14 protein-coding genes are annotated in these 14,657 nt (G+C 66.9%); 10 read left to right on the forward strand and 4 right to left on the reverse strand.

Annotated features, from left to right (window positions below):
- Positions 1-56: 56 nt before the first annotated feature.
- Positions 57-857: a lysophospholipid acyltransferase family protein gene (locus tag ASC66_RS10560; RefSeq protein WP_055838930.1), complete on the reverse strand. Its 801-nt coding sequence runs from the start codon at positions 855-857 to the stop codon at positions 57-59.
- 51 nt (positions 858-908) lie between these two features.
- On the reverse strand, positions 909-1,286 hold the full coding sequence (locus ASC66_RS10565; RefSeq protein ID WP_055838932.1) for an RNA-binding S4 domain-containing protein: 378 nt from the start codon (positions 1,284-1,286) through the stop codon (positions 909-911).
- 118 nt (positions 1,287-1,404) lie between these two features.
- On the opposite strand from ASC66_RS10565, the gene ASC66_RS10570 reads away from it, so the two are divergent.
- The 6 genes from ASC66_RS10570 (at position 1,405) to ASC66_RS10595 (ending at position 4,961) form a co-directional block, all read left to right on the forward strand.
- Complete coding sequence (locus ASC66_RS10570) at positions 1,405-1,962, forward strand: hypothetical protein (RefSeq protein WP_082492258.1); 558 nt, start codon at positions 1,405-1,407, stop codon at positions 1,960-1,962.
- Positions 1,959-2,441, forward strand: coding sequence for an NUDIX hydrolase (locus ASC66_RS10575; RefSeq protein WP_055838935.1), 483 nt, complete (start codon positions 1,959-1,961; stop codon positions 2,439-2,441). The genes ASC66_RS10570 and ASC66_RS10575 overlap by 4 nt, the downstream gene beginning before the upstream one ends.
- Before the next feature lie 10 nt (positions 2,442-2,451).
- Positions 2,452-3,033, forward strand: coding sequence for a CDP-alcohol phosphatidyltransferase family protein (locus ASC66_RS10580; RefSeq protein ID WP_055838938.1), 582 nt, complete (start codon positions 2,452-2,454; stop codon positions 3,031-3,033).
- Between the two features lie 109 nt (positions 3,034-3,142).
- Positions 3,143-3,598 (forward strand): FHA domain-containing protein, encoded by a 456-nt coding sequence (locus tag ASC66_RS10585; protein ID WP_055840306.1) that lies wholly within the window; start codon positions 3,143-3,145, stop codon positions 3,596-3,598.
- On the forward strand, positions 3,598-4,296 hold the full coding sequence (gene ftsR / locus ASC66_RS10590; RefSeq protein WP_055838942.1) for a transcriptional regulator FtsR: 699 nt from the start codon (positions 3,598-3,600) through the stop codon (positions 4,294-4,296). Before ASC66_RS10585 ends, ftsR begins: the two co-directional genes overlap by 1 nt.
- A gap of 113 nt (positions 4,297-4,409) precedes the next feature.
- Positions 4,410-4,961: a MerR family transcriptional regulator gene (locus tag ASC66_RS10595; RefSeq protein ID WP_055838944.1), complete on the forward strand. Its 552-nt coding sequence runs from the start codon at positions 4,410-4,412 to the stop codon at positions 4,959-4,961.
- Positions 4,962-5,417: 456 nt separating this feature from the next.
- Here the strand turns inward: ASC66_RS10595 and ASC66_RS10600 are convergent, their stop codons facing one another.
- Entirely contained in the window at positions 5,418-6,230 is an 813-nt protein-coding gene (locus ASC66_RS10600; RefSeq protein ID WP_055838948.1) for a ParA family protein, read from the reverse strand.
- A 76-nt stretch (positions 6,231-6,306) separates the two neighbouring features.
- On the opposite strand from ASC66_RS10600, the gene ASC66_RS10605 reads away from it, so the two are divergent.
- The 3 genes from ASC66_RS10605 to def are packed head-to-tail and all read left to right on the forward strand — an operon-like array spanning position 6,307 to position 11,629.
- On the forward strand, positions 6,307-9,711 hold the full coding sequence (locus ASC66_RS10605; protein WP_055838951.1) for a pyruvate carboxylase: 3,405 nt from the start codon (positions 6,307-6,309) through the stop codon (positions 9,709-9,711).
- A gap of 41 nt (positions 9,712-9,752) precedes the next feature.
- Positions 9,753-11,129 carry a MinD/ParA family ATP-binding protein gene (locus ASC66_RS10610; protein WP_055838954.1) on the forward strand — a complete coding sequence of 459 codons (1,377 nt, stop codon included), beginning with the start codon at positions 9,753-9,755 and terminating at the stop codon, positions 11,127-11,129.
- 8 nt (positions 11,130-11,137) lie between these two features.
- Entirely contained in the window at positions 11,138-11,629 is a 492-nt protein-coding gene (def, locus tag ASC66_RS10615; RefSeq protein ID WP_055838957.1) for a peptide deformylase, read from the forward strand.
- A 63-nt stretch (positions 11,630-11,692) separates the two neighbouring features.
- On the opposite strand, the gene ASC66_RS10620 is transcribed toward def, so the two are convergent.
- Positions 11,693-13,522 carry an AMP-dependent synthetase/ligase gene (locus ASC66_RS10620; RefSeq protein ID WP_055838961.1) on the reverse strand — a complete coding sequence of 610 codons (1,830 nt, stop codon included), beginning with the start codon at positions 13,520-13,522 and terminating at the stop codon, positions 11,693-11,695.
- A gap of 174 nt (positions 13,523-13,696) precedes the next feature.
- Here ASC66_RS10620 and ASC66_RS10625 point away from each other — a divergent pair, with 174 nt between their 5' ends.
- Entirely contained in the window at positions 13,697-14,641 is a 945-nt protein-coding gene (locus ASC66_RS10625) for an ROK family glucokinase (protein WP_055840309.1), read from the forward strand.
- The last annotated feature ends 16 nt before the right edge of the window (positions 14,642-14,657 follow it).

Here is a 14,657-nt window from a genome sequence, read left to right on the forward strand (position 1 = left end):
GGAGCTGCTTCGACAGGCTCAACCAACGGGTGGCGGTTCGAGCGGAGCGGCGCTGCTCAGCTGTGCGGCTTGTGCTTGTCGGCCGCGCGCTCGGCGGCCTCGGCCTCGCGCCGGCGGTCACGCGCGGCGTCGGAGGCTGCGGCTTCCTCCGGCGTCGGGGCTGTTCCGCCGAGGTGTCGCGGTTGCCACCAGGCACCGGTGCCGTCGACCGGGTAGCCGGTCTGCAGCGTGTCGACCATGCTCTGCAGCTTCTGCCGCAGTCGCGTGGTGAGTTCGTGCGGTTCGTCGGTGGGGCCAGCCGTGATCGGCTCGGCAATCGCGAAACAGATCGGCACCTTGTATGCCTCGCGCAGCGTCGGCTTGTGGTTCTTCGTCAGTAGGCGGTGCCCGCCCCACACCGCGACGGGGATCACCGGAACGCCGGCCTTCTGGGCCATACGCATCGCACCGCTCTTGAGCTCACGCACGGTGAACGACGCGTTCACTCCGGCCTCGGGGAAGACGCCGACGAGTTCTCCGGCCTTGAGCGCCGCGACGGCGTTGTCGAACGCGGCGGCGCCCGCCTTCATGTTCACGGGGATGTGGTGCATGCCGCGCAGCAGCCAGCCGACGAGCGGATTGCGGAACGCGCTCTCCTTGGCCATGAAGCGCACGTGTCGTCGCGTGCCGAGGTAGACCACCCACTCGGTCAGCGCGAAATCGAGGTAGCCGAAGTGTGTGATGGCGAGGACCGCACCCCCGTCGCGCGGGATGTGCTCGATGCCGGTGACGGAGCGTCGCAGGCGTAATGCGCCGAAGAGCCCGCGGCCGATGGCGATCATCGTCGAGTAGACGGGTTCGATCCTGTGAGTGGCCATAACTGAACTGTACGGCCGCGCATATGCCGGCCGCGACATGCAGATGGGACGTTACTCCCGTTCGCCACGCAACCGTTCGATCTCACGCCTGTCACGTTTCGTGGGGCGGCCCGCCCCGCGATCGCGAACGGGCAGGAGCGCCAACTCGGACTTCGGCGGGGGAGGTGGGGTGTTGTCGGTGTAACACTCGGCGGCCACATCCGCGCCGACTCTCTTGACGAGTAGGCGTCGAGCGACCACGATCCGGTCGAAGCCGGAGATCCGAATGCGGATCTCATCGCCGATGCGAACGCCCTGCGCCGCCTTGACCCGCTCGCCGTTCACCCGCACGTGACCAGAGCGGCAGGCCGCTGTTGCTGCAGAGCGCGTTTTGAAGAGGCGGACGGCCCAGAGCCAGCTGTCGACGCGCGTCGTGCCCTCCTGTGCCATGACTCGAGCCTAGGGCCATGACTCGAACCGGGGGCCATGACTCGAGCCGAGGGCCGTGACTGGAGCGTCGGATCATGACTGGAGCATCGGGGAGCGTAGCCTTGAGCTGGAGGAACGCATGACCCTGGAATCACTCTTTCTCGCGCTCGACCGCATCGCGGGCGGGCGCACGGCGGGAATCACGATCCCCGAAGACATGAGACAGCACCCGCGCACCCGCCGCAGTTTCGTCTGGATCACGTGGCTCCTGGCCGCAGAACTTCTGATCGGCAGCGCGGCCGTGGTCGTCGCCGTCGCACTCTGGCTCGATGGCATCGAGATTCCTTTCGCCGTGTGGATGCGCTCGCTCGTCGTGCTCGCCATGACGATGACACTGTTCTATTTCGCCTGGCGTGCCCAGCGCGGCTTCTACTGGGCGTACTCGCGGCTGCGCCTGTTCAGCAAGATCTTCCCCGTTGTCACGCTCGTGATTGCGGCGATCCCCGGCCTGTACCCGCTCTGGATGGTGACGGAGCAGATCATCTTCAGTCTGATCCTCATCGGTGTCGCCGACGTCTTGGACAGCGACCACATGCGCGAGGCCTTCCCGAAACCGAAGCGGGCCGTGCAGCGTGCCGGTGCAGAGTTCCTGGGCGCAGGCTCCGCCGGCGCAGATCCCGTGAAAGCGATCGCATGAGTGTGCCGACGCGGCCGCGCGACAGTGGGGACGCCTGGGTGTTCGGGCAGGACGGCAGCAAGTTCTGGGGCCGTTTCGGTGCGGCCGGCCTGCTCGTGTGCGATCAGGCCAGGGGAGTGCTGCTCCAGCACCGCGCCGAGTGGAGCCACCACGGCGGAACGTGGGGTCTTCCCGGCGGGGCACGCCACGACGGCGAGAGCGCGACGCACGCCGCGCTCCGTGAGGCCAACGAGGAGGCCGGGGTTCCGGCTGCCGCGTTGCGCGTGCTCGGTGAATCGGTCTTCGACAAGGGCTTCTGGAGCTACACGACGGTGATCGCGGAGGTGGTCGAGCCATTCGACGCCGTGATCAGCGATCCGGAGAGCATCGCCCTCGAGTGGGTGCACCCGGCGGATGTCGAGCTCCGGCCGTTGCACCCCGGATTCGCCGCGGCGTGGCCGGCGTTGCGCCTCCGGCTTCCGAGGGCGGCTGCTGGATAGACTCGAAAGCGTGACCGGTCAGCCAGAACTCAGCAACCGTGTCTTCACGGTGCCCAACATTCTGAGCTTCGGCCGGTTGCTACTCGTGCCCGTCTTCCTCGTCCTGCTCATGCAGGGGCGGGATGCCGCAGCGCTCACCGTACTTGTCATCGCCAGCCTCACCGACTTCCTCGACGGCTACATCGCGCGCCGCTTCAACCAGATGAGCCGGCTCGGCCAGCTCCTCGACCCGGCGGCGGACCGGCTGTACATCTTCGCCGCGATCATCGGCCTCGCCTCGAGAGAATTGGTCCCGTGGTGGCTGGTCGCCGTCATCGTCGGCCGCGATCTCCTGCTGCTGGTGCTCGGCATCGTGCTCGCCAACTACGGCTATGGCCCGCTGCCGGTGCACCTGCTCGGCAAGGTCGCCACCTTCGCGCTCTTCCTCGGGATGCCGCTGATCATGCTCGGCCTCGCCGTTCCCGCTCTCGCGCCGTTCAGCCAGCCGGTGGCGTGGGCGATCACGCTCTGGGGTGCCTTCCTCTATTGGTGGGCCGGAGCGATCTACCTTATTGAAACGCTGCGTGTCATCAAGCCGGTGCCGGCAAAATGAGAGCCGGCCGTGTGGCACTGCCGCGCCAATCCGATACGCTGGATATATAGGGGAGGTTACCGTGGTTGATTCCGAGCAGGAGAACTCGAGTGATGAGAGCGCTGCGCCGTTGAATCACACTCAGGCGCACCCGAAACTGGTGGACACGACGCTGGCATTCAGCCGCGAGCTGGCCGCACAGCTGGTCGCCATTGATGGCGATATCAGCGAGGAAGAGGCAGAAGCCATTGCGGCGCTGCCCTCCGGATCGGCGCTTTTGATCGTGCGCCGTGGCCCCAATAGTGGGGCACGCTTCCTCCTCGACAGCGATGTCACGAGCGCCGGGCGCCACCCGGATGCCGACATCTTCCTCGACGATGTGACGGTGTCGCGTCGGCACGCAGAGTTCCTTCGCCACGGCACGGCGTTCGAGGTCAAAGACCTCGGCTCGCTCAACGGCACCTACTTCGACGGTGTTCGCATCGAGACCGCGCTGCTCAGCGACGGTGCCGAGGTCCAGGTCGGCAAGTTCCGACTCACCTTCTACGCCTCGCGGCTCGACCTCGCCCAGGCTGCGAGCGAATAGTGCCCGCATCCACGGCCAGGGCGCGGGTGGCTGGGTCTGCTCCGCGACTGAGCATTGGGCAGGTTCTCGCGCACCTGAATCCCGAGTTTCCGGATCTCACACCATCGAAACTCCGCTTTCTTGAGGAGCAGGGGCTCGTCTCGCCTGCCCGCACAGAGTCGGGCTACCGCAAGTTCTGCGCGGCCGATGTCGAGCGCCTGCAGCTGATCCTCTCGATGCAGCGGGACCACTACCTGCCGCTCAAGGTGATCCGCAGCCACCTGGCCGAGATCGATGCCGGGCGCACGCCGAGCCTGCCCGGCGGCGCGGTATCGGCACCCTCGATGCTCTCGGCCGTTCGGCGCTACAGCCGCGACGAGCTGGTGCGGGAATCAGGCGCGAGCGCAGCCTTGCTCGACGACGCCATCGCCGCCTCGCTGGTCTCGCCGTCCGAGGTCTACACCGACGACTCGCTGAGCGTGTTGCGCGCGCTCGTCGAGCTGCAGCGATCCGGCATCGAGCCACGTCATCTGCGTGGTTTCCGCGGTGCCGCCCAGCGTGAACTCGGACTCATCGAGTCGGCACTCGCACCACTGGCACGGCGCAAAGACCCATCGAGTCGGGCGCAGGTCATCGAGCGCGCACAGGACATCGCGGGGCAGCTGGAGGTCGTCCGCGGCAGCCTGATCCGCTCCGCGCTCACCCGTCTCGCACCGTGACCCGCACGACACGCCGAATCATTCGTGCGGATGTCGTTGCCGGGGAGCCCCGCTCTCGGTAGCGTTGCTCTGGTGGGGTGCACACACCCCGTTGACGTTTGAGAGGCAGCCGCATGAGTGAACTCAGTCGAAGCGAGAAAGACCGCTACGACCTCGGTCTGCTCTTCACCGACGGCTTGCCCGAACTCGATGACTCGGCAGGCTATCGCGGCGCCGTTGCGGCCCGCGCGGCCGGCATCAGCTACCGCCAGCTCGACTACTGGGCCCGCACTGAGCTCGTAGAGCCCACCGTGCGTGGGGCAGCAGGCTCCGGATCGCAGCGTCTCTACGGTTTCCGCGACATCCTCGTACTCAAGCTCGTCAAGCGCCTTCTCGACACCGGGATCTCGCTTCAGCAGATCCGCACGGCCGTCAACCAGCTGCGTGAAAGCGGCGTGAACGACCTCGCCCAGACCACGCTGATGAGCGATGGGGCCAGTGTCTACCTGTGCACATCGGATGACGAGGTCATCGACCTGGTCAGCCGTGGTCAGGGCGTCTTCGGCATCGCCGTCGGCAAGGTGCTGCGTGAGGTCGAGACGAGCCTCGTCGAGCTCAACGTGCAGAACGCGGATGCCGGCGACGAACTCGCCGCCCGTCGCGTCAGCCGCAAGAAGATCTCCTGACCTTCAGCGGGTTTTCGACGAAAACCCGCTGGTTGAGCTTGTCGAAACCAACTGCCCGCCACCGATGGCGAAACCCTATCCGTTGGTTGAGCTTGTCGAAACCCTGTTCGTTGGTTGAGCTTGTCGAAACCGTGACCGTTGGTTGAGCTTGTCGAAACCCTGTCCGTTGGTTGAGCTTGTCGAAACCGTGTCCGTTGGTTGAGCTTGTCGAAACCAACTGCCCGCAACCGGCGACTGCACCAGCATCGCTTGCGGCTGCCGGGGTTGCCTGAGTTTGGGCTGCCGCCTTTCGTAACGCTGCGCGTCACGCTGGTTGAGCTTGTCGAAACCGTGTCCGTTGGTTGAGCTTGTCGAAACCAGCTGCCCGCAACCGGCGACTGCACCAGCATCGCTTGCGGTTCCCGGGGTTGCCTGAGTTGAGGCTGCCGCCTTTCGTGACGCTGCGCGTCACGCGCGTTACGCGGGGTTCTCCGCGTACTTCTCGATCTTCGCGGTGCGCAGCACGCGGTCGAGCAGCTGGTCGAAGTAGCGCGAGAGTTCCTGCGCGCTGTCGCCGGGCCAGATGTGCAGCGGCTGGGCAGCGCCCTGCGCCTGCTGCAGCGATGTGCGCTCCGGCAGCTGCGGGCTGAGCACGAGCGGTCCGAACATGTCGCGCAGCTCCTTGATGCGGAACTGGTGCTCGAGGGATGCCGTGCGGGCACGGTTGACGATGATGCCGAGCGGCTGCAGGCGCGGCGAGAGGCCGCGGCGGATCTCCTCGATCGCGCGCAGTGCGCGGTCGGCTGCTGCCACGGAGAAGAGTCCGGGCTCCGTGACGACGGCGACACGGTCGCTGGCCGCCCAGGCGGTGCGGGTGAGCGCATTCAGCGACGGAGCGCAGTCGATCAGGACGAGTTCGTAATCTTTCTCAACATTCGCGAGCGCTTCTTCGAGCTTCCAGATGTCGCGGATGCTCGGGTGCGGCCCGTCGAAGTTGATGGCAGACGGGCTGCCGATCATCACATCGATGACGCTGCCTGCCCTGCCCTTGGTCCAGCCGGACGGCGCGATGGCCGCGCGCACCACCTTTTCCTTGGGAGAAGCGAGCACGTCGGAGACATTGAGGTGCCCCGCGACTTGGATATCCATGCCGGTGGAGACGTCGGACTGCGGGTCCAAGTCCACCACGAGGGTTCGGATGCCGCGCGCGAAGGCCGCCGATGCAAGACCCAGAGTCACTGTGGTCTTGCCGACGCCTCCCTTGAGGGAGCTGACAGAGAGAACGTGCACAAGAAGACACGTTACCTTCACTAGTCTTAGAGAACCTAACCGTTGGCTGAGTGCCCGGGGTGTTTGAAAGGCTTGCATGTTCCAGAAGATCCTTGTTGCCAATCGAGGCGAAATCGCCATTCGTGCATTTCGAGCTGCTGTGGAGCTCGGGGCGAAGACGGTCGCCGTCTTCCCCTATGAGGACCGCAACTCCCTGCACCGACTGAAGGCCGATGAGGCCTACCAGATCGGTGAGCCCGGTCACCCGGTGCGCGCCTACCTCGACGTCAACGAGATCATCCGCGTTGCACTGGACAGTGGCGCGGACGCCATCTACCCGGGCTACGGATTCCTCTCTGAGAACCCGGAGCTGGCCGAGGCCGCCCGTGCCAACGGCATCACCTTCATCGGCCCGCAGAAGGAAGTTCTGGAGATGGCCGGGAACAAGGTCACCGCCAAGGAGCACGCCATCGCAGCCGGCGTGCCCGTGCTGAAGTCGACGCCGCCCTCGCGCGACGTCGACCTGCTCATCTCCCAGGCCGACGACATCGGCTTCCCGATCTTCGCCAAGGCCGTCGCCGGCGGTGGCGGTCGCGGCATGCGCCGCGTCAACACCAAGGCCGAGCTGCGCGGATCGCTCGAAGAGGCGATGCGCGAGGCCGACAGCGCCTTCGGCGACGCCACGATGTTCCTCGAGCAGGCCGTGCTTCGCCCGCGTCACATCGAGGTGCAGATCCTCGCCGACGCCCAGGGTGGCACCGTGCACCTGTTCGAGCGGGACTGCTCCGTGCAGCGCCGCCACCAGAAGGTCGTCGAGATCGCCCCGGCGCCGAACCTCAGCGACGAGAAGCGTGCGGAGCTCTACGCCGACGCCATCGCCTTCGCGAAGTCGATCAACTACGTCAACGCCGGAACCGTCGAGTTCCTGCTCGACACCGCGGGCGAGCGCGCCGGCGAGCACGTCTTCATCGAGATGAACCCGCGCATCCAGGTCGAGCACACCGTCACAGAAGAGGTGACGGATGTCGACCTCGTGCAGGCGCAGATCCGTATCGCGGCGGGGGAGACCCTCGTCGATCTCGGGCTCGAGCAGAAGGACATCAAGCTGCGCGGTGCCGCACTGCAGTGCCGCATCACGACCGAGGATCCGACGGCTGGATTCCGCCCGGACACCGGCAAGATCACGACCTACCGCTCTCCGGGCGGGGCCGGCATCCGCCTCGATGGTGGAACCATCAACCCCGGTGCCCAGATCAGCCCGCACTTCGACTCGATGCTCGCCAAGCTCACCTGCCGCGGCCGTGACTTCGGTGCGGCCGTCGCCCGCTCCAAGCGCGCACTGGCCGAGTTCCGCATCCGCGGTGTCTCCACGAACATCTCCTTCCTGCAGGCCGTGCTCGAGGACCCGTCCTTCGCCGCCGGTGACCTCAGCACCTCCTTCATCGACGAGCGCCCGCAGCTGCTGCGTGGCCGCGTCTCCAAGGACCGTGGAACCAAGATCCTGAACTGGCTGGCGGATGTCACCGTCAACCAGCCCAACGGCAAGCCGATCTCCCTCGTGCACCCGGCCGACAAACTGCCCAAGCTCGACCTCTCGACGCCGGCCCCGGCCGGATCGCGTCAGAAGTTGCAGGAGCTCGGCCCGGTCGGCTTCGCTGCCGCGCTGCGTGCACAGACGGCGCTGGCCGTGACGGACACGACGTTCCGCGACGCCCACCAGTCGCTGCTCGCCACCCGGGTGCGCACCCGCGACCTCGTCGCCGTTGCCCCGTACGTCTCCCGCCTCACCCCGGAGCTGCTCTCGGTCGAGGCCTGGGGCGGTGCAACGTACGACGTTGCCCTCCGCTTCCTCGGCGAAGACCCCTGGGAGCGTCTGGCAGCCCTCCGTGAGGCGCTGCCGAACATCAACCTGCAGATGCTGCTCCGCGGCCGCAACACGGTCGGCTACACGCCGTACCCGACCGAGGTGACCGACGCATTCGTGCGCGAGGCCGCATCGACCGGCGTCGACATCTTCCGCATCTTCGACGCACTCAACGACGTGTCGCAGATGCGCCCGGCCATCGAGTCCGTGCTCGAGACCGGTCACGCCATCGCCGAGGTCGCCGTCTGCTACACCGGTGACCTCCTCGACCCGGCAGAAGACCTCTACACGCTCGACTATTACCTGCGTCTGGCCGAGCAGATCGTCGAGTCCGGCGCGCACATCCTGGCGATCAAGGACATGGCGGGCCTCCTGCGCCCCGCCGCCGCCGAGAAGCTCGTCGGCGCCTTCCGCGAGCGTTTCGACCTGCCCGTTCACGTGCACACCCACGACACGCCTGGTGGCCAGCTGGCGACGCTGTTGGCAGCTGCCCGTGCCGGCGCCGACGCGGTCGACGTGGCATCCGCCCCCATGGCCGGAACCACCAGCCAGCCCTCCGCCTCCTCGCTCGTCGCCGCGCTCGCGCACACCGAGCGTGACACCGGCATCTCGCTGGACGGCATCTCGAGCCTTGAGCCGTACTGGGAGGCCGTTCGCCAGGTCTACCGCCCGTTCGAGTCCGGCCTCGCCGGCCCGACCGGCCGCGTCTACAAGCACGAGATCCCCGGCGGCCAGCTCTCCAACCTGCGCCAGCAGGCGATCGCCCTCGGCCTCGCCGACGACTTCGAGCTCGTCGAAGACATGTACGCGGCCGCCAACACGATCCTCGGCCGCGTGCCCAAGGTCACTCCCTCATCGAAGGTCGTCGGCGACCTCGCCCTGCACCTGGCCGCCGTGCGCGCCGACCCGGCCGACTTCGCCGAGAACCCCGACAAGTACGACGTGCCGGACTCGGTCGTCGGCTTCATGGCCGGAGAGCTCGGCGAGCTGCCGGGCGGCTGGCCCGAGCCCTTCCGCAGCAAGGTGCTCGCGGGCAAGAACATCCGCATCGGCGTCACCGAGATAAGCCAGGAGGACCGCGAGGGCCTCGAGGCCGACAGCGACACCCGTCGCTCGACGCTGAACCGCCTGCTCTTCCCCGCGCCGACCCGTCAGTTCGAGCAAATCCGCGAACTCTTCGGTGACCTCTCCAGCGTCGACACCCTCGACTACCTCTACGGCCTGCGCCCCGGCGGTGAGCACGTCGTCGAGATCTCGAAGGGCGTGCGCCTCTACGCCGGGCTCGAAGCCATCGGTGAGGCCGACGACAAGGGCATGCGCACCGTCATGACCATCCTCAACGGCCAGCTGCGCCCCGTGTTCGTGCGCGACCGCAGCATCACCGTCGAGTCCAAGGTCGCCGAGAAGGCCGACGCCTCTCAGCCCGGCCAGATTGCGGCCCCGTTCTCGGGCGTCGTCACGCTGCAGCTGGAGCTCGGAGCCGAGGTCGCGGCCGGTCAGGCCGTCGCCTCGATCGAGGCGATGAAGATGGAAGCGGCGATCACCTCACCCATTGCGGGCGTGCTTGAGCGCCTCGCGATCCCCAAGACGCAGCAGGTCGATGCCGGTGATCTTCTCGTGGTTGTGCGTCCGCGCTAAACTGGAACGCTAGTTCTACCCGAAATAAGGGGAAATACACCGTGCCCAACACGAAGACGAGCAACGACGAGTACAACAGCGAGCTGCCGCCGGAATCGGTCGACAGCCTCGCCTCGTCGCTGCCGGAGAGCCTGAGCGTTCAGGTTGACCTCCCGGCTGCTCCCGCCCGCGTCATGCCAGCAGATGAGGTCGCCGTTGCGATCGATGAGGTGGCCGTCAATCCGGGCTTCGTCGACTCCACCGAGCCGACCACGACGTCCATCGAGGTAGTCACGCCGCCGCTGCGCCGCTCCAGCTACTCGGCCGTGCCGTCATCCGGAACGTCGAGCGCCTCACCGTACGACGCCCTGCTGGCGACGGACGCCGCGGCGGCAGCCCAGCACTCGCGCCGCGACCGCGTGCGCTCAGAACATGTCGACATCGGCTCGAACAGCGCGTACGAGCAGGTGGCGGAGCAGCGCCGCGGCGACGGACCAGAGGATGCGGGCATGCTCACCTCCGAGCGTCTGCTCGAAGTGAACCGGCGCACCCGCCCGGCCCCCAAGGGTGGCTGGAACCGATTCGTCTACAACGCGACCTTCCACGGCGTGAATCTCGGCGACTCGGCGAAGGTACGGGCCGAACAGGCTCTGACCGACCGCATCGCCAAGCAGTTCAACGGCGGAACGCGCTTCGTGCCGATCCTCACCCGCAAGGGCGGCGTCGGCAAGACCACCGTCACGACCCTGCTGGGCATGGCGCTGGCCGATGCCCGCGAAGACCGCATCATCGCCGTCGACGCCAACCCGGACCGCGGCACGCTCTCCGAGCGCGTCACGAAGCAGACCCGCGCCACCGTGCGCGACGTCGTCACCAAGGCGCACACCATCAACGGCTTCACCGACTTCTCCTCGCTGGTCTCCCGCGATGACACGCGCCTCGACATCCTCGCCTCCGACACGGACCCGATGCTCTCCGAGGCCTTCGACGAGAACGACTACAACGTCGTCGCCGACCTGGCCGCGCGCTTCTACTCCGTCGTGCTGACCGACTGCGGCACCGGCATCGTGCACTCCGTGATGCGGGCGACGCTGCAGCGGGCCGACTCGATCGTGATCGTCTCCGGCGGCAGCGTCGACGAGGCGCGCCTGGCATCCGAGACCCTGACCTGGCTGGAGGCCAACGGCTACGGCGACCTCGTGCGCAACGCGGTCGTCGCCATCAACACGGCGACCCAGGGCACGAACCTCGTCAAGCTTGAAGAGATCGAGTCGCACTTCCAGTCGCGTGTGCGCGAGATCGTGCGCATTCCCTACGACCCGCAGCTGGCCGCTGGCTCCGTCGTCAACTACGCCGATCTGAAGCCGCTGACGCGTCACTCCGCCCGTACCCTCGCCGCGCTCGTGGTCGAGGGGCTCCCGAGCGACAGGGCGCTGTAGGCCAGCATATGACCGTTCGCGAGATCCGCCTCTTCGGCGACCCCGTCTTGAAAACCGTTTCCGACCCGATCCGCCTGGTCGACGCCCGCGTGCGCGCACTCGTCGACGACCTGATCGACAGCGTCAAACTGCCCGGCCGTGCCGGCGTCGCTGCACCGCAGATCGGCGTGAACCTGCGCGCGTTCAGCTACAACGTCGACGGCGAGATCGGCTACATCCTGAACCCCGTGATCGAGGAGCTCTCCGGAGAACCGGAGCTCGTCGGTGAGGGATGCCTCTCGGTGCCGGAACTCTGGCACGACACGATGCGCTATCCCTTCGCCAGGGTGAGCGGTGTCGACCTCGATGGCAACGCCATCGAACTCTCCGGCAACGGGCTGATGGCGCAGGCCCTGCAGCACGAGACCGATCACCTCGACGGGATGCTCTACCTCGATCGGCTCGACAAGGAACGGCGTCGGGTCGCGATGAAGGAAGTCCGCGAGTCCGCCTGGTTCTGACCGGGCGCGGCAACGCAGAAGGGCCGGTCACGATCGTGACCGGCCCTTCTGCGTTGTGCGGAGCTACTGCTGCAGGCTGATGCCCTCAGTCGCCGGTGCTCCGGCGTACATGCTCTCGATCTCTCCCGCGAAGTCCTGCAAGATGATGTTGCGCTTGATGCTGAGCTTCGGCGTGAGGTGGCCACTGGCCTCCGTCAGTTCGAGCGCGAGGACTCGGAACTTGCGGATCGACTCGGCCCGCGAGACGGTCTCGTTGGCCGCATCGACTGCACGCTGCAACTCGGCCAGCACGGCCGGGTTGGCGCACGCCTCGTCGAGGGTCATCGCCGCGTCTTCGCCGTTGTTGTTCAGCCACACCGGCAGCATCTCTGGATCAAGGGTGATCAGCGCCGAGATGAACGGCTTCTGATCCCCGACCACGACGACCTGCCCGACGAGCGGGTTGGATCGGATCGGGTCCTCCAGCGCGGCGGGGGCGACATTCTTGCCGCCGGCCGTGACGATGATCTCCTTCTTGCGGCCGGTGATGGTCAGGAAACCGTCGGAATCGAACGAGCCGATGTCGCCCGTCTTCAGCCAGCCGTCGTTGAACGTCGCCGCGGTGGCCTCTGGATTGTTCCAGTACTCCTTGAAGACGCAGATGCCCTTCACCTCGATCTCGCCATCGTCGGCGATACGCACGGCGTTGCCGGACAGGGGCGGGCCGACGGTGCCGATCTTGGCCTTGGTCGCGAGGTTCACGGTCGCGGGCGCCGTGGTCTCGGTGAGTCCGTAGCCCTCGAGGATTGTGATGCCCAGCGAGTGGTAGAAGTGACCGAGGCGCTGGCCGAGCGGCGCGGAGCCGGAGACGGCGTACTGAACCTTGCCGCCGAGGGCGGCACGGATCTTCTTCAGAACGAGCGTGTCGTACAGCTTGAACTTGAGCGCGAGGCCGAGCGGGACCTTGCCGGCCTCGACCGCCTTCGAGTGGGCGACGGCGATGTCGGCAGCGCGGCGGAAGATCGCGCCCTTGCCGCCTGCCTCTGCCTTCTGCTCCGAGCTGTTGTAGACCTTCTCGAAGACACGGGGCACCGCAAGCAGGAACGTCGGCTGGAAGCTCGCCATCGACGGCAGCAGCTGCTTGGTGTCCGGCTGGTGACCGACGCGCACGCCGGCGTGCACGCAGAGCACCGTGATGAAACGGGCGAACACGTGTGCCGTCGTGATGAAGAGCAGGGTCGATGCTCCGCCGGGAGCGGTGAGCACCTCTTTGAGGGAGACGCCGGCGTTGCGGGAGAGCTCGAGGAAGTTCGAGTGCGTCAGCACACATCCGCGCGGCTTGCCGGTGGAGCCGGAGGTGTAGATGAGCGTCGCCATGTCCTCGCCGACGGCAAGGTTGCGGCGGCGTTCGATCTCGGCATCCGGAACCTCGGTGCCGGCCGCGATCAACTTGTCGAGGTCGCCGAGGTCGATCTGCCAGACATTGGCGACGGCGGGCAGCTCGGCGCGCACCTCGTCGAAACGGGCGAAGTGATCGGCGGTCTCGAGGATCACCGATGTGGCGCCGGAGTCGGTGAGGTTCCACCGCACCTGGCTGGGGGAGCTGGTCTCGTAGACGGGCACCAGGATGGCGCCGGCGAACCACGTGGCGAAGTCGATGAGCGTCCACTCATAGCGGGTCTTGCTCATCAGCCCGATCTTGTCACCGGGCTGGATGCCGGAGGCGACGAGGCCCTTGGCCAGAGCAACGACCCGCGCGTGGAACTCAGCGGTCGTGACGGGCTTCCAGCCCGCACCGTCCGGCAGAGAGAACAACACGAGCTCGGGTGTTGCCGCGACACGTTGGACCAGCAGGTCGGTGATATTCGCCTGAGGATCCGCTGCGACGACAGCGGGCGTTGAAAATTCTTGCACGGCAACTCCTTTGGTACCGGAAATGTATAGAACCCACTCTATCGGCGTGTGAACGCGTCACGCGGCCGAGGCGAAGACCGTCCCGGAATACTGATTGACTTACACTCTAATGTGGTGCGCGCATGCCCTTCGGGACGCCGCCGCCCTGAATTTCACGACGAAAGGCTGTTGCACGTGCACGCGATCGGAATCGACATCGGCGGAACCAAGATCGCCGGCGCCCTCGTCGACGAATTCGGTGTGATCGTGAAGAGCGAACGCGTGCCGACTCCGGCCGGCGATCCGGCGCAGATCGAAGACGCGGTCGTGCAGATGGTGCAGAGCCTCTCCGCGGGGGAGCAGGTGGCCGCTGCCGGCATCGCCGCAGCCGGATTCATCGACGCCGCGCAGTCCACCGTGTATTACGCGCCGAACATCAACTGGCGCAACGAGCCGTTCCGGGCCAAGCTCGAGGCCCGCCTCGACCTCTCCGTCGTCATCGAGAACGATGCGAACGCCGCGGGCTGGGCCGAGTTCCGCTACGGCGCGGGGCGCCTGTACAGCGACATGGTCACGCTCACGATCGGCACCGGTGTCGGTGGGGCCATCGTCAGCGCCGACAAGCTCTTCCGCGGTGGATTCGGTGCGGGTGCCGAGCTCGGCCACATGCGCATCGTTCCAGAGGGTCTGCCCTGTGGCTGCGGCGCGCGCGGCTGCATCGAGCAGTACGGCTCCGGCCGCGCCCTGCTCCGCATGGCCAACGAGTACGCGGATGCCGGCGGCATCGGTCAGACGCTGGCCGATGTGCGTGCCGCCCGCGGTGAACTCCGCGGCGAGGACGTCGCCGCGCTCATCGCCGACGGCGACGGCGGCGCGTTGGCCGCGCTCCGCCAGCTCGGGCACTGGCTTGGCCAGGCCTGCGCGAGCCTCTCGGCCGTGCTCGACCCGCAGGTCTTCGTGTTCGGTGGCGGCGTCTCCAGCGCCGGCGAGTTGCTGCTCGACCCCATCCGTTCCGCCTACTTCGACCACCTCCCGGCCCGCGGCTACCACCCGGAGCCCGAGTTCCTGGTTGCAGAGCTCGTCAACGATGCAGGAGTCGTCGGTGCGGCAGACCTCGCTAGGCTGAGTGCAGCTCAGTAAGTCGGGCCTGAGGCGA

It is taken from the genome of Leifsonia sp. Root4 (assembly GCF_001425085.1).
Lineage (GTDB): Bacteria > Actinomycetota > Actinomycetes > Actinomycetales > Microbacteriaceae > Microterricola.

Bases quoted from the DNA above. Each gene is read 5' to 3' on its own strand.
- ASC66_RS10570 (WP_082492258.1), top strand. From the start codon at position 1,405: ATGACCCTGGAATCACTCTTTCTCGCGCTCGACCGCATCGCGGGCGGG.
- ASC66_RS10575 (WP_055838935.1), top strand. From the start codon at position 1,959: ATGAGTGTGCCGACGCGGCCGCGCGACAGTGGGGACGCCTGGGTGTTC.
- def (WP_055838957.1), top strand. From the start codon at position 11,138: ATGACCGTTCGCGAGATCCGCCTCTTCGGCGACCCCGTCTTGAAAACC.
- ASC66_RS10560 (WP_055838930.1), bottom strand. From the start codon at position 857: ATGGCCACTCACAGGATCGAACCCGTCTACTCGACGATGATCGCCATC.
- ASC66_RS10565 (WP_055838932.1), bottom strand. From the start codon at position 1,286: ATGGCACAGGAGGGCACGACGCGCGTCGACAGCTGGCTCTGGGCCGTC.
- ASC66_RS10605 (WP_055838951.1), top strand. From the start codon at position 6,307: ATGTTCCAGAAGATCCTTGTTGCCAATCGAGGCGAAATCGCCATTCGT.
- ASC66_RS10595 (WP_055838944.1), top strand. From the start codon at position 4,410: ATGAGTGAACTCAGTCGAAGCGAGAAAGACCGCTACGACCTCGGTCTG.